Origin of the sequence: Paenibacillus sp. FSL H8-0260, from assembly GCF_045040625.1 — a bacterium.
Taxonomy (GTDB): Bacteria; Bacillota; Bacilli; order Paenibacillales; family Paenibacillaceae; genus Paenibacillus_AQ; species Paenibacillus_AQ odorifer.
On the sequence record NZ_CP150298.1, the window covers coordinates 357,643 to 380,641 of the forward strand.

A 22,999-nucleotide genomic window follows, 5' to 3' on the forward strand; every position below is an offset into this window, starting at 1 on the left:
TCTTATTAAAATAGAATTGTTAGCTTATCCTTTGCTGGAACCAGCGGTCATATTGACACTTTGCATGATCGTTTTCTGAGCTAGTAGAAATACTAGCAGCAACGGGGTGATGGTGAATGCGCTAGCGGCCATGATCAGCGGCCATTTTAATCCGTAAGCACCTCCTTGAGTAAAGAAACTACGCAGACCCGCCGAGACTAGCTGTAGATTAGGATCTTTGGTGATGAGCATCGGCCAGAAATAGTTATTGTACTGATCAATGAAGGTGATCAGGGCTAGCACAGCAAAGGAAGAACGTGTAATGGGGACAAGAATGGTCCACAGAATCCGCATATGTGAGGAACCGTCCACTTCTCCAGCCTCCACCAGCTCATGGGGAACCTGAAGGAAGGCCTGGCGAATTAGAAAGATGGAGAAGACACTTACACAGTTGGATAGAATTAATCCGGCATATGAATCCAGTAGATAGAGCTGGGACAATACCAAATATCCGGGAAGATAAACTGCGGTGGCTGGAACCATATAGCCGAAAAGAATAACGCCTGAGAACAGCCCTCTGAAGTGGAATTTCATATGCGTAAGCGCATAGGCCATCATCCCGGAATTTATGACCTGCAGAATAACAATCGACACAGCGACAAATATGCTATTGCCCATATATCTGAAGAAAGGGGCTTCGTGCCAGGCGGCTGAAAAATTACTCCACAGCGCATCCTTAGGCCAGATTGTGGGCGGAGACTGCCAGATTTCATCATTGGTTTTTAAGGCGCTGGTGACCATCCAATAGAAGGGGAAGGCCATGATCAGTGCAATAGCTGTAAAAAATAGATGGCGGGTCAGCTTGCCCACGCGTACAATCGTTGCATTCATCAGTCGTTCTCCTTTACAGCAGTTGTTATTGATAATGGGTTGTCCGTTTACTAACCTCTAGTGAGATTACGGAGAGCAGCATACATATAAATACCAGAATCATTGCGACACTAGAGGCTTCTCCAATCTGAAAGGCTTCAAAGGCAGACTGATAATACATGTAGAGCAAGGTACGTGTTGATCCTGAGGGTCCACCTTGTGTAAGTACGTTAATCTGGTCGTAAGCCTGCAACGCCCCGATGATCTGTACGATGAACAGAAATAGTGTCGTTGGCGAGATAAGCGGTAAGGTAATGCGGATGAACTTTTGAACAGCATTTGCTCCATCCAGTTGAGCAGCTTCCAGCAGATCCGTAGGGACATTGCGTAGTGCCACCAAGTAAAAAATCATCGCCCAGCCTACCGATTTCCATATTGTCACGAGCAGAACGCCAAGCAGCGCCCATTTAGGGTCTTGAAGCCAACCGATTTTTTCTAGACCTAAGAGGTCAAGTACAGTATTGGCAAGGCCGATTTCGGGTTCATAGATCCAGGACCAGACAATGGATACAGCCACGGTCGGCGTGACCCAAGGGGAGAACAGCAATACCTGATAGAGGGTGGACCCTTTCAGCTTCCCGTTCATCAGGAGTGCTAGTCCAAGTCCGATCAGAATAACGGGCAGCACACTTCCGGCACAGAATAACAGAGTCACTCTAAGTGCTTTATAGAAGGCAGGATTGCTGAACAGATCCAGATAGTTGGTTAGTCCGACAAAGGTTTTCTCAGGGCTCATGAAGTCCCATTCCGTAAAGCTGAGATAAAATACATAAAGTAATGGCGCTAGCCAAAATACAACGAATGGAATCATTGCCGGCAAGGTGAAGAGCACCGGTTTCAACTCCCCTATAAATCTCGAACGTTTCATTATTCTGTCGATACCCCATTCCATCTTCTGTTTTTTGCGGTATAATTCTGAGGAAAGCTCTTCCGTTCAAAAAAAATTGTACACTCATCGGGCGGCTGCGTGGTCAAGTGGACGTAAAGATCGATGCGAGATTATGTAAAAAATTAAGAGATTAGCGCAGGTAGTTGCTATTTTGTGTAAAATAGAAGGGTAGATTCTAAGTGGAATGAAGGTGCAGCTATGAAACAGGTAGCCTTTGGTGAAGAGAATAAAGACTTATCTCCACGCGAGCAGCTGCTGCGTCCGATGATCGATGCGATTGCTCAGACGATGGACCTATATGGTGCGAATTATTCATTCGGGCAGCTGTATGGAATTATGTTCTTTGAAGACCGTCCGATGACGCTTGAAGAGATGAAGAATGTGATGAATATGAGCAAGAGTAATATGAGCTATGGAGTCCGTTCTTTGATGGCCTCCAAGATGGTCACTAAGCTGGAGGAGAAGCGGGACCGAAAGGATCTGTATGCAGTGGAAACAGATTTCTTTCAGACCTTTAAGAACTTTTTTGGGATGAAGCTACAGCGGGAGATTGATGTCATGAAGCACGCTTTAGACGTTGTCATTCCTGAGCTGGAGGGATTGGTTCAAGCCGTAGATACATCTGAGGAGGAGCGGCAATTCTGCCTGAAGGATCTGGAGAAGCTGGAGCATGCCGTCCAATATTATCATTGGCTGCAGCAGTTCGTGGACGAGCTTGGGGAAGAGAATTACTTCGCAGATAAGAGAAGGTCCTAGACCGTCTACAATCACATATAGATGTACATAATTGTATATAGATCTCCATTTTGCGGGGTGTTCCTTAAGCCGGTTCAGGCTTGAGGTTCGCCCTCTTTTTTATGATAAAGAAACAAAAATAAGAAGAAAATGTAACCAATAGCAGGTGGAACTTCCATAAAATATATAGTTACATAGGGACAAGAAATGTTGTTAAGGAGATTCTGAGATTGAAAACAAAAAAATATATGCTGCTTGTTGTCATAGTTCTACTGCTGAGCCTTGCTGCTATTTTGAATACACAACGTGAACCTTCAACAATTATTATTAACGTAAATGGTCAAATGATAAAGACGATAGCTGCCAACCCAGCCTCGCCTGATGATCTTATGATCCCGAAGGCGGTAGCTGAACAGGCACTAAATACACAAATCGGCTGGCAGAAATCCGGACCTCTTCCAAAAGGTATTTACTACAGAGATCAGGTGGCTGTGCTGATGTATCATCATCTTTCTGAGAAGCCCATGCCACAGTTTCCTTGGGTGTTATCGGTTGATCGGTTTGATGATCAAATGAATCTGCTGAAGCAGGAAGGTTTTCATGTGATCAACATGGCGGAATACCGTGAATTTATGCTGAATAACGGCGCAGTTCCGGACAATGCAGTGCTGCTGACCTTTGATGATGGATATGAGAGTTTCTATAAATTGGCGTTCCCCGTTTTGCAAAAATACGGATATACAGCCGTTAATTTTGTTATCGTATCTACAATAGATCACCCAGATCCGAATAGCGTACCGAAGCTCACTTGGGAGCAAATGCGGGAAATGAAGCATGCTGGGATGGGATTTTATAGTCATACCTATGATTTGCACCATTATGGGATTGTCGATGCCGAGGGCGGGCAGCGGCCAGCTGCAAGTGCCTTGTTATATGTTGATGATGAGAACAGGAATGAGATGAATGTCGAATACTACAGCAGAGTTACACGTGATCTGGCTAAGGCGGAGCAAAGGCTGAAGGAAGAATTGGGCAATACGGATTCGGCGATTGCTTTTCCTTATGGGTCCTACAATGACAGATTGCTGGCTGTTTGTGATTCGCTGGGGATTTCACTGACCTTCAAAATTGAGGATGGGATTAACACCAGAGCGGATCGGAATGCCGCACGAATTAACGGGGGAAGTGAGACACTTACCGCTGCGTTGACGCTTGATCAGATGAAGCATATCGATTTGCCTATGGAATTGACCTTGAACAACCAAAAGGTGAATATGGTAAGGAATTCTCCTGAAATGAGGAAGGGAACCTTGATGGTTCCATTTCATCAATTATGCAAAGATCTGCATATAGATATGAAATATGATCCGAAACGCCGAATCGTTGAATTGATTCATATGGATGTAGGAGCATGAAAAGTGTCACTTTTATAGATGATGAGATTACAAAAAGTGAGTAAATTCGTCATTTTAGGCGAATCACTAGTTGCTATAAGTGAATTCCTTACTGTAGACTATAAACAGAGTACTAATTGGTAAGCGAATGGAGAGAACTGATGGAATTGTTTAAGCGTTATTACGCAAATTTAACGGTCCGGCGTTTTTTGATTTTAGGATTGGTTGCTCTACTGCTATTCAGTATTAGAGATATGCTTAATTTGGTACTGTTGACGTTTTTGATTGCGTATGTAATGAATAGCTTTCAAGTGCTGCTCACGAAGCGCATTAACAAATATGTAGCAGTTAACAGCAAAGTGATTATTGTTATTCTATACCTTGCCTTAATCGCTGTAATTGTCATAACCCTCGTTAATTATCTGCCTAAGGTTTTCATACAGATTAAACAGTTAACGAATTTTTTGACCAATTTGACCCCTGAGAACATCCCGCAGAATGATATAGTGCAGTATATATTCGCCCAGCTTAAGGATTTGAACTATCAGTCGTACATGAAAGACGGTATTGAATATGTCTTGAAAATAAGCAATTGGGGCACCAGCTTTGTTTTATCAACTATTTTGAGCTTTGTATTTATACTTGAGAAGAACAGGATCGTTAGTTTCACTTCCCGCCTTAAAGAGAGCAAAATCTCTTGGTTCTATGTAGAGCTTGAGTATTTTGGCAGAAAATTTATCTCCTCTTTCGGAAAAGTGATCGAAGCACAAATTCTGATCGCGTTGTTTAATACATGCTTTACGGTGATCGGGCTCTGGATTTTAGGTTTTCCTTACCTTTTCGCATTATCCATTATGATCTTCTTGCTTAGTTTAATTCCGGTTGTAGGTTTTGTTATCTCGCTAATCCCACTTTGTATTATTGGTTACAATATTGGTGGCCTAGTCATGACTATCTATGTACTGGCAATGATTGCCGTGCTTCATTTTGTAGAAGGCTACTTCCTAAATCCTAAACTGATGTCATCCAAAATGAATTTGCCTATGTTCTATACGTTTATCGTGTTGTTATTCTCTGAGCATTATCTCGGGGTTTGGGGTCTGATTCTGGGGATTCCGATCTTTGTATTCTTCCTTGATATTCTGGAGATTAACAGAGAGAACAAGATAGGGACTTAGGGATTCTGTTATAAAATAAGTATTAAATATACAAAACCCGGCTAAATGGAAGATCCATTTAGCCGGGTTTTTTTTGTGTATGTTACAGCGTCGCTGTATGTATTCCCTTAACCGAAGGAAGTATGGACACTATCTGAAACGATGTCCCTCAGCTCCGCTTTATATGCCGCATACTGCTCGGTTGTTATGCTTCCAGCGGCTAACCGTGAATCCAATTGATCCGTTAGCTGGGCAACCTGTAGATCGATTACAGCTTCAATATCTTGGCCTTGTTCTGATGCAATATCTTGAAGTGACTTACCGTCATATATGGCCTCGTATAGATCCTCGTCTGTTGGCTGGTTAAGTACCTCCAATAATTCGTCTTGATCCGCGACCTCTGCCGTGGACCATTTTACAGGCGAACTTGCATTAGCGGTAAGACTAGTCCAAGCATTTCCGAAAGACATCACTACAACTACCGTTCCGACTATGATCACTCTTTTTATATCCATTAGAGTCCTCTTTTCTTGTTCTGCAATAACTTATCTTGCTTAAGCATCCGTCTAAAGTATCGTTTAAAATGGGTTCTAACTAGTTATATTGTAACCCGCGAAGCTGAACTGAAGCTTAAGCAATATTAAAAATAACCTAAAGATTTAACACGGCTATGATATAGCGATAATACACCGCAGGTATACTTTCCAGATGAGATTCATTGCATATTTATGCATTGAATCACAATCAAACAAATGGGGAGTGTTCGGAGTTTTGAGAATAACAGCAAAAGCTAAACGTTTATTTTCCAGCATAATTGCCAGCAGTTTGATGTTGGGAATCATGGCTCCAGCAGGATATGCCGAAGAGCAGCAGCTGGAGACGGAGCAGACATCTTCCGAATTAGAGGCGCATTTTGATGAACAGGTTGAGCTCGACACGCTTTTAAGTCAACCGACTGTAATGGCAGAGGTGTACGCGGTACCTAATAATCCAGGAGCGCTACTGATTACAGAGGTTGTTCCGGATACTAAAAATGTAAAAGGGACAGATGGAACCTCTGTAGATGGTTACGAGTTTGTTGAGGTCTACAATAATACGGACAAGCCGGTTAATTTTAAGGATTATTATTTCTTTTATAATGACAAAGATTCATGGGCACCTAATGGTGATGCTGTAATACCGGCGCATGGAAATATTGTTTTCTGGATTATGAACGGCAATAATCTGAATGTTCCTACGGAGGATTTCATCAAAAACTTTAATCCTTCTGCAGCTTTGCAGGAAGGAGTGAATCTGTTCCGGATCAACGGTGGCGGGGGGATGGCTAACACTTCTGCGCGTAATTTACAAATTAAAAGCAAAGCAGGAGATACGCTAATTGTTTCTGCTTCCTATGGAAAAGAACAGGTGAAGGAGAATAACGGGATCTTCTATCAATACTTGCAAGCAGATAGCTCCGTTATGAACCTCATGGTGAATTCGGGAACGGTTGTGGCTACGCCTGGAACCGTAGAGGCAGAACAAGTGCCTGAGCTAGTTCCTGGGAACAAGCAGCCAGTGATTGAACATATTGCACAGAGTAGTGTCGATCCAGCCGATCTCCCTATCAGTGCGAAGATTACTAATCTGGAAAGCGGGGCAGATGGATCACTACCTGTAGTGAAGCTACAGTATGGCTCTCCTTCTCAGGCGAAAGATACGGTAATCACCATGACCTCAAAAGGTGGGGATGAATATGCGGCAATGATTCCTGCAGCTGCGCTGGAAGAGCCGGAGCTGCATTACAGCATCCGCGTTAATAATGTGACAGAGAGTTATTCTGTTCATGTGAACCTGCCGGCGTTTGATTCGAATAATGTGCCGCCGTTGTTAATCACAGAGCTGCTGCCGAATTCGACGAATGTAAAAGGAACGAGCAGCGACGCTTTTGAATTCATTGAGATCTATAACAATACTGATGCACCTGTTAATTTCAAGGACTACAAGGTCTATTATCGTTATCCTGATAAAGGTAACGCTTCCGATGTGAAGTGGCCTTCGACGCCAGAGAACTTTCTGATTCCTGCACAGCAGTCCGTGGTGTTCTGGGTTATTAATAGTGCCAATAGTACTTACACTGCTAATGATTTCAATACAGAATTCAACACAAACTTAATTGAAGGCACCAATCTCTTTTTGATCAAAAGCGATGGTATGGCGAACTCTGGCCGCCGGGCAGTCGTAATCAAAAGTAACACGGAAAAAGAAATTTCCTCCGCGTATTATGATGCTGACCTCACCTACGATGGTGGAGCTAAAGGTGATGACACCAAAGAGAATAAAGCCCTTCTATATAAGTATCCTGTGAATGGGCTGAGCAAAATGCTCAAGATCAGTACGGGGTCAGCCGTTCCGTCACCAGGCCAGACGGATGTAACACAACTTCCAAGCACACCGATCCATGTGGAGCCGGATACAGAGAAACCAACAGTAGAAGATCTGACGGGCGTAACGGAGATTGATCAGTCGCTGGGTCTCGATTTGAAGGCTTTTGCTGATGACAATAAAGCTGTTACTTCTGTGGAAGTTAGAGTGTCTTCGGACAAGCAGCCGGAGGCTGTTAGCCACAATCTATCCCAAGACTTCAACGACAGCTTGTATCACTTCAAATTGACCTCTGCGGATTTGATTGGCAGAAATGAAATCCAGTATTACTTTGTTGTTTCTGATGGAACGAATGAAACACAATCTCCAGTAATGAAAGTAAAAGTTACAGGAGGACAGGATCAATCACCCCTTCGTTTGAATGTGAAGGAAGGGCAGTTGATCAATGGCTCCGTGACCGTAAAGGGAACCTCTGCCACCGCTAAGGCTGATGTCTTAGGCTTGAGCATTGACAGTAAGTTACTGGGCAATAACGAGACATATAATGCACTGGAGAATGATGCCTACTTTGTATTTGAAGCTAAAAATGTGGACTATTATTTTAAAAATGCGATCACGATGGGACCGGAAGAACTAGGAGATGCCAGTATTCTGTATACCTTTATGGACCCGATTACTACGTATACTACATTGACTTTTCCTATTTCTTCTGCCGCTTTAAAAAAGGGTACGGATAATGTGATTTACATTCGGGCGGGCTCTAAATCATCTCCATTTGATCCTCGTCCTGAGGAGAATAAGGATGATTTTGAAGTGAAAAATGTTCGTCTCCTGCTGGCAGATGGTACCGAAATTTGGGACCCGGCTTATGCAGAACGTGATAAGGAAATCAAGATGGGGGACAGCGCAGGTAAGCATGAATCCCTCGGCTTCCAGTTTGATCTAAAAGCGGATTTGTTCCGTTCAAAGGCGTACAACTGGAATACTAAGGAAGCAACTGACGGAGAACATAAAGTAACGCTTACCGAAGGTGTGACGAAAGTATCATCAAACGTAATTGTCGACAACACGCCACCATCCATCAAAGCATCCATAGAAGAAGGACAAACTTACCGTGGCAATTTTGAAATTGCTGCTGAAGTTAAGGATACTTATGCGGGTGTAGATAAGGTCAGCGTGAAGCTGGATGGTAATGTTATTGAACTGCCCTATGCTACTTCATCCGGGAAGTTATCGGCTGGGGAGCATACGCTTTCTATCACAGCCTTAGATAGGATTGGCAATCAGGCAGAAAAGGTCATTACATTCCATGTACCGAATGAGAATCCATTTGCGCCACTGCTTATTTCTCCTACAAACTGGGAGACCGCTGTAGGTACTAATCCGACTTTAAAGGTTAAGGTTGAAGATCCTAATCAGGATAAGATAAACGTTACCTTCTTTAGAGGATTTAAGTACGATGCTAACCATCCGGAGCAAGGCTTTGCTGGGTTTATAAATGCATCCGATACAGAGCCGCCGAAACAATCCGTACCTGCGGGCGAACAAGCGCTTAGCAGTGATGACTACAGTAAAATAAGTGCGGTGGACGGACAATATTTAATTAATGATGCTGTCAATCAATTCCCTTATCAGCGTTATGAAATTAAGCTGGATGAGTCGGTTAAGGCGTCAGATCGTGTAGATATTGAATGGAAAGGGAATTCGTTGCCGGGACGTAAAGTAAGTCTCTACGCATGGAGTCCAACTCAACAAAAATGGGTACAGCTGGATCATTTAATCGCTGGAACAGAGGATTTTGAGCTGAAATCCACGGTTACAGCTGGAGAATATGCTAATGGAAATAGCATTGCAGTAATGGTTCAGGACGAAATTGCTTCGGTGGCTAAGACAGCACCAACAGTAACACAAGATACGTATGACTTTTCTTTTGTATGGATGTCTGATACACAATATTATTCACAGAGCTACCCTTACATTTACCGTAAAAATGTAGAATGGATAGCTGACAACAAAGAGAGCTTGAACCTGAAGTATGTTATTCATACAGGAGATATCGTGGATAAATCCTATCAGGAGTATGAGTGGAAGGAAGCTGACCGGGACATGAAGGTTCTGGAGGAAGCTAACATTCCTTATGGTGTTCTTGCGGGTAATCATGACGTAGGCCATCAAACCGGGGATTACACGAAATTCTGGGAGTATTTTGGAGAGTGGAGATTCAAGAATATGCCGACCTTCGGTGGCTCTTATGACAACAACAGGGGCCATTACGATTTAGTGTCTGCGAACGGAAATGATTTTGTTATTGTATACATGGGCTGGGGATTGGCTGAGGAAGAAATCGAATGGATGAATGAGATCGTTGCCCGTTATCCAGAGCGTAAAGCGATTCTTTGTCTCCATGAATACTTGCTGGTTTCTAATAACCGTGCACCTATTGCGGATAAGATTTTTGAGATGGTTGTGAAACCTAACAAAAACGTAATCGCAGCACTGTCCGGCCATTATCATGATGCTGAGCTTAAGGTAGACGAGCTGGATGATAACGGTGACGGTATTCCAGACCGCAGTGTCTATCAAATGCTGGCAGATTACCAAGGCGCTGAAGAAGGGGGACTCGGCTATATCCGTCTGCTTCAGTTCGATGTTGCTAATAACAAACTTCGCGTGAAGACTTATTCGCCTTATTTGGATGATTATAACTACTATGATGAAGACGAATATCCAGGCAAAGATGAGTTCGTTCTGGATCTGGATTTACAGCCTGTGACTAAACGTGTGGCTACCGACTATATCGGAGTCAAGGTTTACAGCGACCAGGAAATTGCGGCCAATCCACAAGTAGAGAGTGGCGCGGAGACTCAGGTCACTTGGAGTAAGCTGAATCCGGATAGCTACTACCAATGGTATACAAAGGTTGAGGATGATCACTCCGGTAGTGTGCTTTCAGATATCTGGGGCTTTTACACTGGAAAAGAGGATGTGATGCCGACACCAGAGGTGACACCAACACCAACACCGACACCAGAGGTAACGCCGACACCAGAGGTATCGCCATCGCCAGAAGTGACGCCGACACCAGCACCAGAGGTGACGCCGACACCAGCACCAGAGGTGACAACGGCACCTCCGGTAGTTTCACCAGTGCCAACAGTGACTCCAACGCCTACAGCCACACCTGGAGCGGGAAAGGGAAACATTGAACTGGCATTAGGAAGTAATGGGACGTATACAGCTGATCCGTCAGCCTTGAAGAAACTGATAGAGGAAGCTGCTACAGGGGGAAGCCTAAAGATTAGCGCAGGCGGAGCAACCCCGGCTCAAGATCAGATTAGAATTGCTCTTGATGCAGCCGCTGTTCAACAGGCTGTCGAAAAGAAGTTGAATTTGAATATTGTTTCATCTAACGTTACCTTGAGCATACCAACAAACTCCTTACCAGCCATTCCGGCAGGCAGTGATATGCTGCTACTAAGCATTGATACGAGTATGATATCTGTACAGGCCAATGACGCTGGAATGAGTCCATTCAGAGCTAACGTTACGCTGAACCTCAGTACATCTGCAGGAGGCAAAGAAACGGCTATCCACCAGCTTAAAGGTGCTGTTACGATTACCTTGACGCTGACTAAGGAACAGCTTGCTAAGCTTGATACAGATTTTGCGGGTGTCTATTATGTAAATGGCAGCACGTTGGAATATTTGGGTGGAGTGTTTAAGGATAATACCGTTACCTTCACAACAAATCACTTTTCCTCCTTTGCGGTACTGGAATACCATAAGCAATTTAGGGATACTGCTGGTCACTGGGCAGAGTCGTATATTTCCAAGCTGACGGCTAAGCATGTGATTAAAGGGATCGACGATACGCATTATGGACCACAGGCGAATGTAACCCGTGCAGATTTTGTTACACTGGCCGTTCGTTCTCTCGGATTGGATGAAGCAAATGGGGCTATCGTACAGAGTGCTTTTGCAGATGTATCTAAAGATGCTTATTATGCACAGTCGATAGAGAAAGCTGTCCAGCTTGGATTGATCCAAGGCAGTGATGGCAAGTTCCGACCTAAAGATGCGATTACTCGTGAGGAGGCGGCAGTTGTCCTGCAGAAACTGATGCAGTATAAAGCAGGATTGCAAGCTTCCGTTGCTGCTGCTGCAAGCTTTAAGGATATGAATAGTGTATCTGAGTGGGCGAAGCAAGCGGTAATTGATTTGCAAGCAAAGGGAATCCTTGACGGCAAGGGCGACAATAACTTTGACCCTCGTGGCAAAGTGACCCGTGCTGAAATCGCAAAACTGTTATATGGAATAATCAAATTATAAGATAGGTTGGCAAAGGCAGGCAGAGGAGACTCTGGCCTGCTTTTTGTCTTTTTTGCGTGTAGTCTCCTTTTTCTTCTATGTAAAAAGGAAATTTCCACTATTCATATGATTTTTCATATATAATATTTTTGAATTAATTTTAAATTTTCAGAATCTTTCAAAATAAAAGTAAATTGCAAGGGAAGCTGGCATTGTCTCTTCTCTAGTACCGTTTTTGTTAGCAGTAATTCAGCTCTTTACGGCACTTCTTCCGCTTGGCGCAGGGCTTGGCATTCATTTATGGGTGCTTGTACTCCTCATCCTGTTATTCACCGACCCCTTCTTCTTTACGTATCAATATCCAACATACTGACCGCTGGTTTGGACTCATTCCATAATACATAGATTGGAGATACCGACTTTGAGAATGAAGTTAGCACATATCCTCCTTTTGCTTACTGCGGTTTTTGCGTTCCTTCTGTATCGGGGAAGCCTTGATTCCATCGATCAGCAGTTACAAGATCGTGTGATGCAGCACGAGAGAGATGTGGATACTACGATTGCTATCATCGGGATTGACGATCAGAGCTTGGAGGACTTCGGCAGCTGGCCATGGAGCAGAAATGTTCATGCCCAGCTCTTGGATACACTCTCCGAGGGCCATCCTGCAGTGATCGGCTTTGACCTCACATTCCCAGTGGGCTCGGAGGATCCGGAGGCAGATGCCGAATTCGCTGCGGCTGTCGCACGAGCGGGGAATGTAGTCCTGCCTGTATATGGCACGTTTGCCCCAAATACTGAGCAGGGGAAGATCGAAGCGTTGGAGTTATCCCAGCCGTTTGAGGCTTTAAGAGAGGCAGCGGCTGCGACCGCCCATATCAATACCATTACCGACATGGACCATGTGGTGCGTAAAGCTCTTTTTTCTTTTGACTATGAAGGTAAACCTATTAACAGCTTGTCATGGACACTCTATCAGAAATATCGAGAGGCGATGGGGGGGACTGCGGATCCGCAGAAGCTACCTTTAGATAAGTTTGGGCGCTTCTATATCCCCTATTCAGGCGGCAAGGGTGATTTTGAAGAGATTCCCTATTCGGAGGTGCTTAACGGGGAGGTTTCTCCATCCTATTTTGAGAATAGAATTGTGCTTATCGGGCCGTATGCTACAGGGTTTAAGGATGACTTTCTAACCCCGATCAGCGGTAAAAACACGTTATACGGCGTGGAAATACATGCGAATATTATTCAATCGCTGCTGGACAATAATTATAAACGCGTGCTGGATTGGAAGTGGAACGAAGTAGTTTTGTTACTAGCTGCACTCCTGGCATATCTACTATTCCGTAAAGTGAAGATGCTATATTCCTACGCTGTCATTGCGGTCATTATTGCACTCCTTATTTTTGCAGGTCGTTATTTCTATGATCAGGGAATGGTGATTTCACTAGGTTATGTGATTCCGTTTCTAATTATTAGCTGCATTGTCGTGATAGGGTTTCAATATTTAGAAGAACTGATGGAGAAACGTAGGGTTACGGATATCTTTGGCCGATATGTTGCCCCGCAAGTTGTGGATCAAATTCTTAAGAAGGGTCAAGAAGGATTGAAGCTGGGGGGGAGCCGCAGAGAGCTAACCTTGTTGTTCGTGGATATTCGCGGGTTTACTCCGTTGTCGGAGGCTGCTGAGCCTGAGGAGATTGTAGAGATTTTGAATGAGTATCTGGATCTCACCGCAGGTTGTATTTTTAAGTATGATGGCACATTGGACAAGTTTATCGGGGATGCCACGATGGCGATTTTTAATGCTCCATTGCTGCTGGAGGATCATCCGATGCAAGCGGTGAAGGCGGCGTGGGCGATGAAGGAAGGCTCGTCTGCAGTGGAACAAAAGCTGTTCGAGCGTTTTGGCTTAGTCGTGAAATTCGGCATTGGGGTGCACACTGGCCCAGCTGTATTCGGGAATATTGGCTCGAAGACACGGATGGATTATACAGCGATTGGAGACACCGTCAACACGGCGGCCCGTCTGGAAAGCAATGCGAAGCCTGGACAAATCCTCATTAGTGAAGCTACCTACGCTTTTGTAAAAGATAGAGTATCAGCTGTTTCATTAGGAGAGATCAAGGTAAAGGGCAAGGAGCAGGGAATCAGTGTCTATGAATTGGAGGGATTGAGATGAAGTCGTTAAAGCTTACACTGGCATTTGTTCTTTTGTTCAGTATTCTTTGGCCAGCGGTTGTCACAGAGGCGAAGGATAGCGTCAAAGTGGGGAAAATAACTGCGGTCTCAGGCAAGTCAGAGGTGAAGAAAAGCGGAGGAACCAAGAAATTTAATGCTTTCAAAGGGATGGCGATTACGCAAGGCGATACGATTATAACAGGCTCGGACGGACAAATCAGCCTCGACCTTGATGCCAACAAAGAAGTTACGATCGGAGCAAACACTACGCTTACCATCAGCCAACTAGTCGAAAGTGCCAAAGCGCTGGGCGGTAAGACAAGTCTGAAGCTTCAAAATGGGCAGGTCCTGATCAAGGTGAAAAAGAAGCTGGAGGGTGACTCCCGGTTTGAGATTGAGACCCCGACGGCTATTATGGGCGTTATGGGCACAGAGTTTTTTGTTAGCGTTAATAGCCAAGGCAATGTAGTCCTTAATGGTGGGGCAGGAATTAACGGCGATTATTTGGGAGTTCTGGAAGGAACAGTTCATGTAGTTTCGCCTGTAGATGCTACTCTTTCTCAATTAATAGGAGCCTCCCAACAGCTTATTATAGAGAATCAACAATGGATACAGGGGCACTTGTCCCTGAATGTATTGCCGCAATTTGCGTTAGAGCAGCATTTGGAATATCTGAACGAAGAAGGGAAATTAACCGAAGCAATAAAAGATCAGTTCGATCGACTATTTGAGCAAATAAAAGCTACTATGCCTGTCCACCCACCTATACCATCAATTCCACCTAAGATTAACTATGATCTATCTAGTCGGGCTCCCTTAGATATAACGAAACCAACACCACCGACGAGACCAACGCCGACACCGGAGCCGACGTCAACACCGAAACCGACGTCAACACCGAAACCGACGCCAACACCGGAACCAACAGCAACGCCAACACCGGAACCAACAGCAACGCCAACACCGGAACCAACAGCAACGCCGACGACGGAGCCGACAGCAACGCCGACGCCGGAGCCGACAGCAACGCCGACGCCCAATCCGCTTGACGCGCCTGAGCTGAACCAGCAGGAATTTAGAGAACATATCTATGACTATCTCGTCCGTGATAATGAGATTGCTTTGCCGTTTACTGCACCTTTAGCCTTTAATATCGCAGATGACTCTAATCCTAATGCTGCGAGGGATGGGGTGAGTGTTACTTTGAATCAGAGTGCGGACACGCTCGATTTAGGAGAGGTATATATTCGAGAGAATGAGCTTATCATTCAACTGCGGCAATCACTTCCTTATAAGTCATTCGTTCAAATCAAGGTTAACGGTGGTTTGTTAAAGAATGCCCTTACCGGGGGGCAGGTACAGGAAGAGGATCAACAGATAGCAGACGGCGGGTTTTACTTTGAAGGAGAGATCACTCCGAGTTATTTTAATCATACGGGTCCTATAGGTGAAGATGAAGCACCGGAATTTATCATCCATTCGCTAGGTTATGATGTAGGGGAGATTAGATATCGTTATGAATATGATCTTGGAGATCCATTACCACTAGAAGATACGGATTATGTACTGGATCGGAATGATGAGAATACCTTTGTGCTTAAACTTACTCCAGAATTTTTGAATAGACTAACTCCCGAACCTTATAACGTTATCATTCCTCTGGTGAGGATTGAAGATACTGAAGACGGCCCTGTACAGGTAATAGTAGACACGCTTAAGATCAGCTTATCTTTGTTATTTTAAAGGCGCAATAACCTTCGGGAGGAGAAAATAACGTTATGAAAAAAGAACTCATCTCCATCGCTTGCGGAATTATGCTTATAAGCGCAGCCCTACCTAATATCGTAGCCGCAGAGGTATTGCAGCCCATAAGTGGTGACATTCAAGGGAGTATAGTCCAGAATGTTTCGTCTAATGTTGGACTCTCTCTTAAGCAACCGTTGGGAGTGGCAGCAGTGCCTGGCAGCAATGACCTCATTATTGTGCAGTCAGCAAGCGGCACAATTAGCAAGTGGAGTAACGGAACCCTACAGACGATAGCCGGAAAAGGTAATACTGGGTATAGTGATGGGCAGTCGGCAGAGGCCTTGTTTAATCATCCGACGTACACCGCCGCTGACAGTAAAGGTAATATCTATATCAGTGATACCGACAACCATGTGATCCGCAAAATAGAGGGAGGCACAGTCTACACCCTTGCAGGAACGGGAGTCGCCGGGTACAAGGATGGACAACCCAATGCGGCGCAGTTTAGCTCTCCGGGTGGCCTAGCCATAGACAGCAATAATAACTTATATGTAGCGGACACACTTAATCATGTGATTCGTAAAGTTACTCCAGAAGGGGTCGTTACTACATTTGCGGGTCAGCAGGGGAATGATGGTGCTTATCTGGATGGAGCGGTAGCTTCGGCAAAATTCAATGAGCCAGTGGGTCTTACGTTTGATGAGTCCGGTAATCTCTATGTAGCTGATAGCGGAAATCAGATGATCCGGTTGATTAAAGGCAGTAAGGTTGAGACCTTTGCAGGCAAATCAACCACAGTTGACCCTGTGACTGGCTATATGGCTGGAGGATTCCAGAATGGAGACCGACTGTCTGCTCTATTCAATCGTCCACGGGGACTGGCTTATGCTGATGGAGTACTGCTGATTGCTGATAGTCTGAATCATCGGGTTCGGGCTATTCAGAAGGACGGCAAGGTCATTACAGTCGCAGGACAAAGTACCGCGGGAGATCGGGTCGGAGCTTTGGACGATGTAATGTTTAATCAACCTTCCGGTATCGCTCTTGTGTCCGGGAAGCTGTATGTGACGGACACGTTAAATAACAAATTGAAGGTATTAGATCTCGATGTACAGGCCCTTAAGCCACTGCGTAGTGAAGCTGATCTGCTGGATGCCGTTCCGCTGCTGCCAGCAGGTAAAAACATGCAAGTATGGTTGGACGGAGTGCAAGTGAAATTAAATACCTCTAATCTGCCACTTCAGGAGTCGGGTAAAATATATTTACCAGTTAGAGCGTTATTTAGCTCATGGGGAGCGGACATTAGCTGGAACGCGGTCAACAAGGAAACCGTGATTAGCAAGGGGGATTGGACACTTTCCCTTAAGCCTGACGCAAGTCAGAAGGTACAGATCCTAAAAGGTACTTTATACGTGGCAGCCGATTATCTGCCGACCATTTCATCTTTTATGCAGGTATACGATGAGGACAGTCTCGCAATTGTGCTGGAAAGTGGTCTATAAGCTTCCGAGTTGGAGGACACCTTTGAAGGTGTTCTTTTTTTGAATATATAAAACACTTACTTGACAGGTAGGAATAAAGGGGTATATGATATCACCAATACTTAAACAGTAATTAAATGAACAGTGAAATAATTCAACTGAGCTGATTGGACCACCAAAGGCTCCCGTACTTTTCCCTTGTCAGGGGTAGGTGCTGGGAGTCTTTTTTTATGGGCTGATTGGGAGAAAGCAGAGGTAAGTAAGCCATGAACGAACAATATTGGAGACAGCTGGAGGAGACAGATTGGGCATTTCGCAAGGCGGTTCGCAGATTCGTGAAAGAGCGGGATAAGGTCGCCGTAGCAGGCATCTCCTTACCAGGCATGCTGATTCTGCACAAAATCATTCGCGATGGTGAACAAAGGCTAGGAGACTTAGCGGATGAACTAGACTTCACCTCAGGTGCGATTACCGCATTGAGCGATAAGCTTGAGGCGGGTGGATATACCGTGCGCAGACGTAAAGAAGGCGACCGTAGAACGGTAATGCTGGATATTACGGATAAAGGCCGCAAGCTGGCGGAGCAGAACAGCAACATCGGAGAACGATGTATTTCGCTTTTGTTTGAGGGGTTTACGGAGGAGGAATTGGCGCAGCAAAATGACTTTTATCAGCGGATCATTAGCAATTTGGAAGGATTCTCGGATATCCTGCTGAAGCTCGCCAAGGAGAATGCAGAGACCTCTCCAGCCCTTGAACAGAAGCCACGAACAACCACCAAAAAGAGTAATTATCTTAGCTACTAAAAAAATTGAACGTAGGAGAGATGAACGATGGGACATTCAACCATTTATCCAACTGGAGCAACCGTATATAACCCTAACAAAGCCTGGAGTGGCTATACCGTATTTCAAGCTGGTGAAGAAGGTGTTGTACTGATTGATATGAACGGTAAAGAGGTGCATTTGTGGAAGGGGCTGCTTGGATTTCCGGCTAAAATCTTCCCGGGTGGTTATGTGCTGGGCAGCACAGGAAGAAGAGATCCTAAATTCGGAATACAGGATAATGTAGATCTGGTACAGGTGGACTGGGATGGGAACATCGTGTGGAAATATAACAGCTATGAACATATAGAAGATCCGGGTTATGAACCCCTCTGGTATGCCCGCCAGCATCATGACTATCAGCGCGAAGGCAATCCGGTCGGATATTTTGCACCGGGGCTTGAACCCAAGGTAGACAGTGGAAAAACGCTAATTCTTGCTCATAAAAACATCTACAATCCTCAAATCTCCGACAAACAATTGCTTGATGACACGATCCTTGAGGTGGACTGGGAGGGGAATATCGTCTGGGAGTGGGCTCCAAATGAACATTTTGATGAGCTAGGCTTTGATGAAGCGGCCAAAAATGTACTATTTCGTGATCCTAACTCACGCTCTTTCGGAAATCTAGGTGGTGGTGTTGGAGACTGGCTGCATATCAATTCGGCTTCTTATGTAGGACCCAATAAGTTTTACGATGCAGGGGATGAGCGTTTCCATCCGGATAACGTGATCTGGGATGCGCGTGAAGCAAATATTATTGCGATCACGGATAAGCGTACCGGAGCCATCGTTTGGAGAATCGGTCCGGATTACTCGCTGCCAGAAGTGAAGCATATCGACTGGATCATTGGCCAGCATCATGCGCACATCATTCCGAAAGGTTTGCCGGGAGAAGGCAACTTACTTGTATTCGATAACGGGGGCTGGGGCGGTTATGGTCTTCCAAATCCATCTTCTCCTTTTGGGCAAAAAAATGCACTCCGCGACCACTCGCGAATTCTGGAGATTAATCCCGTGACTTTTGAGATAGAGTGGCAATATACAGCGGCAGAAGCAGGTTTCTCTGTCCCAACCGATTCTTATAAATTCTACAGTCCATATATCAGCTCCGCTCAACGGCTTCCGAATGGCAACACCTTAATTACAGAAGGTTCTAACGGCAGACTCTTTGAAGTTACTCCAGAACATGAACTGGTATGGGAATATATTTCGCCATTTACGGACTCCAGAAATACCAACATGGTCTATCGTTCCTACCGTGTGCCTTATGCATGGGTACCACAGCTGGAAACGCCAGTTGAACAAGCGATTGAGCCAATAGACATAACGCAGTTCAGAGTCCCGGGGTCTGCACCTAAAGGATCGGATTCTGTGGTAAGTGTGGCGACAACCCTGCCATTTATTGAAGGAGCTGCTTGTGTGGCGACGACGGATGAAGGCAGCAGCCGCAAGGTAAATTAACAAATTTGAGGAGATGTGTCGGTTGAAAAAATCATGGATCAGCTCAAGCTTTCTGCTCTTATCTTTATCAGTGGTTATCCTTTTATCGGGCTGCAGCTCCAAGGGCGACGCGTCTGCCTCTAATGCCGCTAAAGAGGGAGCGGCGAATAGCAAAGCAGAGACATTAAAGATAAAAATTGCTGATATCAATACGAATCCCACTTTTCGGGTGGCACTAGATAAAGGCATCTTTGCCAAACACGGGATTGACGCTGAACTGGTCAACTTTGGTTCCCCTGCGGAAGGTGTAAATGCCCTTTTTATTAAACAGGTGGATGTGGCTTTCGGGGCAGACTTCCCCTTGCTGAACGCAGTGGCGAAGGGCGATTATGCTATTATCGCCTCGGCGGGATTAGCGACTGATGAAGCGTCCACTGAATGGAAATTGTTCGTACAGGATGATATTCAGAAGGCTGAAGATTTGAAAGGGAAAAAGCTGAGTTTCATACGCGGCACCTTCATTCCGTACCTTTGGGATGAATATTTGAAAGAGCATAATGCTGCTCTCGGTGATGTGGAGTTAATAGGACAGGGTGCCTTTGATGAAGCTTATATCGCTTTGAAGCAAGGTGCTGTGGATGGAGCATGGTTTTATGGTTCGGTTCTGAATGATAAGCTCTATGCACTTAAAGGTGTTCATGAACTGACGGATATGTCTAAAACCACGGTTCGATTGGGGATGGGGATTGTAACGGGAAATGATTTTGCGGCTAAGAATCCGCAAGGTATAGCGAATTTCCTAGCAGCGGTGGATGAAGCCGGAGCCTATGCTCAGGCTCACCCAGATGAGGTTGCTGATCTGATGTATAAGGAAGTGAAGCAGCCTAAGGAATCAACGATAAAAGATCTGCCGAATAATCCGTGGGCACTAGGATTTACTCAAGCAGCGTATGACAGTTTGACCAAGCAGAAGAAATATATGGTCGACAACGGAATCATTGAGAAGGATTTCGATCTGGATAGTAAACTGAATCTTGAGCCGCTGGCGAAGGCATTGCCAGAAGAGGTTACGTACAAGAAATAGGGGGGTTCAGCATGTCATTACCTGCTAAGCAGCATACCATTCATATTGAGCAGCTCCGTAAAAGCTACAGCGAACCGACTGCTGGGGACGTTCACTACATTATAAAAGATGTAGATCTCGTAATTAAAGGTGGGCAATTCTTCATTCTACTCGGGCCGAGTGGTTGCGGGAAATCAACACTGCTGAATATGATCGCCGGGTTTGTCTCCAAATCCGGTGGGCATCTACGGGTGGATAATGTAGAGGTGAATAAGCCTGGCAGAGATCGGGCGGTTGTGTTCCAACAGGCGGATTCCTCCTTATTCCCTTGGTTAACCGTCCGTCAGAATGTGGAGTTCGGATTGCGGATGAAGAAAATCGCAAAGGGGGAACGGCACACAATATCGGATAGGTTCATCGGGCTTGTTGGGCTGAACGGGCATGAGGAGAAGTTCCCGAAGGAGCTGTCTGGGGGTATGAAGCAGCGTGTTCAGCTGGCTCGGGTGCTGGCGAATGATCCAGCGATTCTGCTGATGGATGAGCCATTTGGTGCGCTGGATGCGATGACGCGCCGAACGATGCAGAAGGAATTGGTCAACATTTGGCGCCAGACACATAAGACGGTGATTTTTGTAACTCATGATATTCAGGAGGCGTTATTGCTGGGGGAACGAATTGGTATTATGTCCGTAGGACCGTCCTCTAATATTACGGATATTTATGACAATACACTGCCGTATCCGCGGGACGTAACCTCACCGGAATTCTACTCGTTATACAATCAAATTCAAGGTCATTTCGAAGAATAGGATAGGGTGAGACAGATGAGAAAATGGGTGGAGAGGAAGTGGGTATCCGTAACCCTTCTATGGATTACCGCGCTCTGCGTCTGGCAGCTTGGAGCTGTAATCTATGGCCCCGATGTGATCCCCGGACCATGGAGTACACTTAAGGGCGGACGGGAGCTGCTGGAAGACGGAACCTTGCTGCAATATATCGGGATTAGCTTTTACCGGGTGCTCATTGGTTGGGTACTCGGCAGTTTACTGGCGATTCCCGTAGGGCTAATCATTGGGAAGGTGAACTTGATCCGTATTTTTGCGGAGCCTTTCCTGAACTTTATCCGTTTTATCCCGCCGATTGCATTCATTACATTGTTCTTAGTATGGTTTGGTATTGGGGAGCAGTCGAAGATTGCGTTAATTATGTACGCTACCTTTTTTATCGTGGTGCTGAATACTTTAACCGGTGTGATGTCCGTGGAAGAAGACAAAATCCGCTCAGCCCGCAGTATGGGCGCCAGTGAGTGGCAAATTCTGATTCATGTGGTCGTTCCGGCGACGATCCCTTATATTTTTACGGGTATCCGGTTAGCGATGGGCACCTCATATATGGCGATTATCGGCGCGGAAATGATTGCTTCGAACGAAGGTGTAGGTTATCTGATCTGGAATTCCCGGTTGTTTTTCCGTACGGATTGGATCTTTGTCGGGTTGTTCTGCCTTGGCTTTATGGGCTTCTTTACGGATCGTCTTTTTGGCTGGTTCGGCAAGAAGGTGCTTTACAGATACGGTGTTGTCAGTGTGGCAGCGCGTAGACGGTAATTATATTCATACATGTAAAACTGCCTGGAAATGTCGGGCAGTTTTTTACTTGGACTGAAGTTTATACGAATATTTTTTGTCATTGTAATTAAATTGGATGGAATCCAGTGATGAGGGATTAAGAGAATAATCATTTATTTTTTCTTTGTTGCCAGTCAGAAGATTATAAATATAAACTTCGTAACTATAGCTACCATCTGCATTTCCAGGAAGTATGGAAACCGATAGATAAAGTTTTTCTTTTTCATCAACTGCATAACTATAAAATTTACCTCCAGATGAATGGAATTGAGCAATTTCTTTATTAGATGTTGGATCGTCTACTTTCATCACCCAAGCTTGTTCTCGTATCGGCTGAGCGCCATCAGTGAAAATGGAAAAGGTATGATAGAGGATATAATCATCTAATCCAAAAACGCCGCTAACCACCAGAACAGCATCGCCATCATTTAAAGGTAACGTCAATAGCTTCTTGGACTTTTCTACAGCTAGTGATTTTTCATTAGGAGAACTTAAATAGAAAGTGAATGGCTCTGTTGGAAAATAAAAAGGATTTGCTTCTGTTCCAGGGGCAATGTTCATTTTTGGGGCTGGCAACCATACGATACCGGCAGAGGTATTGACAGCGTAGTTGTATTGTTCTGTATTCTGATCACGTAATGGGAGGGTGTAAAGATCACTGTTTATTTGAATGATTTTATTACTTGTATCTGGCGTGTTATTTTTAGGAGGAGTAGCTGCATTGTTGCAAGCTGAGATAAGCAAAGTACATAGAAATAAACCTGTTACCATCTGAATTTTTGTAAACGGCATTTTTCAAGCTCCTCTGAGGGTCATTTCTTATTATGAATAAATACTACTATACATCAGTAAAGTTCTATTTTAGTGTAATTAATGTAAT

Annotated in this window: 16 protein-coding genes; 12 read left to right on the top strand and 4 right to left on the bottom strand. The window is 44.9% G+C overall.

What is annotated here, in order from left to right:
• Positions 1-24: 24 nt before the first annotated feature.
• Entirely contained in the window at positions 25-870 is an 846-nt protein-coding gene (locus tag MHI51_RS01620) for a carbohydrate ABC transporter permease (RefSeq protein ID WP_405173513.1), read from the bottom strand.
• A gap of 25 nt (positions 871-895) precedes the next feature.
• On the bottom strand, positions 896-1,777 hold the full coding sequence (locus tag MHI51_RS01625) for a carbohydrate ABC transporter permease (protein WP_405173514.1): 882 nt from the start codon (positions 1,775-1,777) through the stop codon (positions 896-898).
• Positions 1,778-1,996: 219 nt separating this feature from the next.
• Here MHI51_RS01625 and MHI51_RS01630 point away from each other — a divergent pair, with 219 nt between their 5' ends.
• The 3 genes from MHI51_RS01630 to MHI51_RS01640 all read left to right on the top strand — a co-directional run bounded on the left by MHI51_RS01630 (position 1,997) and on the right by MHI51_RS01640 (position 5,105).
• The gene (locus MHI51_RS01630) at positions 1,997-2,554 is read left to right on the top strand and encodes a GbsR/MarR family transcriptional regulator (protein ID WP_076101159.1); all 558 of its coding nucleotides are present in this window, start codon (positions 1,997-1,999) and stop codon (positions 2,552-2,554) included.
• Between the two features lie 209 nt (positions 2,555-2,763).
• Positions 2,764-3,948 (top strand): polysaccharide deacetylase family protein, encoded by a 1,185-nt coding sequence (locus tag MHI51_RS01635; RefSeq protein ID WP_405173515.1) that lies wholly within the window; start codon positions 2,764-2,766, stop codon positions 3,946-3,948.
• Between the two features lie 140 nt (positions 3,949-4,088).
• Positions 4,089-5,105, top strand: a complete 1,017-nt coding sequence (locus MHI51_RS01640; protein WP_036687315.1) for an AI-2E family transporter — start codon at positions 4,089-4,091, stop codon at positions 5,103-5,105.
• Between the two features lie 107 nt (positions 5,106-5,212).
• Here the strand turns inward: MHI51_RS01640 and MHI51_RS01645 are convergent, their stop codons facing one another.
• Complete coding sequence (locus tag MHI51_RS01645) at positions 5,213-5,599, bottom strand: hypothetical protein (RefSeq protein ID WP_038568262.1); 387 nt, start codon at positions 5,597-5,599, stop codon at positions 5,213-5,215.
• 256 nt (positions 5,600-5,855) lie between these two features.
• Between MHI51_RS01645 and MHI51_RS01650 the strand changes: the two genes are divergently transcribed.
• The 9 genes from MHI51_RS01650 (at position 5,856) to MHI51_RS01690 (ending at position 22,098) form a co-directional block, all read left to right on the top strand.
• Complete coding sequence (locus MHI51_RS01650; protein WP_405173516.1) at positions 5,856-11,777, top strand: S-layer homology domain-containing protein; 5,922 nt, start codon at positions 5,856-5,858, stop codon at positions 11,775-11,777.
• Between the two features lie 406 nt (positions 11,778-12,183).
• On the top strand, positions 12,184-13,938 hold the full coding sequence (locus MHI51_RS01655) for a CHASE2 domain-containing protein (RefSeq protein WP_256718934.1): 1,755 nt from the start codon (positions 12,184-12,186) through the stop codon (positions 13,936-13,938).
• Positions 13,935-15,680 carry a FecR domain-containing protein gene (locus tag MHI51_RS01660; protein ID WP_405173517.1) on the top strand — a complete coding sequence of 582 codons (1,746 nt, stop codon included), beginning with the start codon at positions 13,935-13,937 and terminating at the stop codon, positions 15,678-15,680. The genes MHI51_RS01655 and MHI51_RS01660 overlap by 4 nt, the downstream gene beginning before the upstream one ends.
• 35 nt (positions 15,681-15,715) lie before the next feature.
• Complete coding sequence (locus MHI51_RS01665; protein WP_341000936.1) at positions 15,716-17,185, top strand: stalk domain-containing protein; 1,470 nt, start codon at positions 15,716-15,718, stop codon at positions 17,183-17,185.
• 245 nt (positions 17,186-17,430) lie between these two features.
• Positions 17,431-17,970, top strand: a complete 540-nt coding sequence (locus MHI51_RS01670) for a MarR family winged helix-turn-helix transcriptional regulator (protein ID WP_076220058.1) — start codon at positions 17,431-17,433, stop codon at positions 17,968-17,970.
• A gap of 27 nt (positions 17,971-17,997) precedes the next feature.
• Positions 17,998-19,452: an aryl-sulfate sulfotransferase gene (locus MHI51_RS01675; RefSeq protein WP_405173518.1), complete on the top strand. Its 1,455-nt coding sequence runs from the start codon at positions 17,998-18,000 to the stop codon at positions 19,450-19,452.
• Positions 19,453-19,474: 22 nt separating this feature from the next.
• The gene (locus tag MHI51_RS01680) at positions 19,475-20,515 is read left to right on the top strand and encodes an ABC transporter substrate-binding protein (protein ID WP_405173519.1); all 1,041 of its coding nucleotides are present in this window, start codon (positions 19,475-19,477) and stop codon (positions 20,513-20,515) included.
• A gap of 11 nt (positions 20,516-20,526) precedes the next feature.
• Entirely contained in the window at positions 20,527-21,303 is a 777-nt protein-coding gene (locus tag MHI51_RS01685) for an ABC transporter ATP-binding protein (RefSeq protein ID WP_405173520.1), read from the top strand.
• Between the two features lie 15 nt (positions 21,304-21,318).
• Complete coding sequence (locus MHI51_RS01690; protein ID WP_076278955.1) at positions 21,319-22,098, top strand: ABC transporter permease; 780 nt, start codon at positions 21,319-21,321, stop codon at positions 22,096-22,098.
• 45 nt (positions 22,099-22,143) lie between these two features.
• Here MHI51_RS01690 and MHI51_RS01695 read toward each other — a convergent pair whose 3' ends face one another.
• Positions 22,144-22,911 (bottom strand): hypothetical protein, encoded by a 768-nt coding sequence (locus tag MHI51_RS01695; protein WP_076275945.1) that lies wholly within the window; start codon positions 22,909-22,911, stop codon positions 22,144-22,146.
• Between the last annotated feature and the right edge of the window lie 88 nt (positions 22,912-22,999).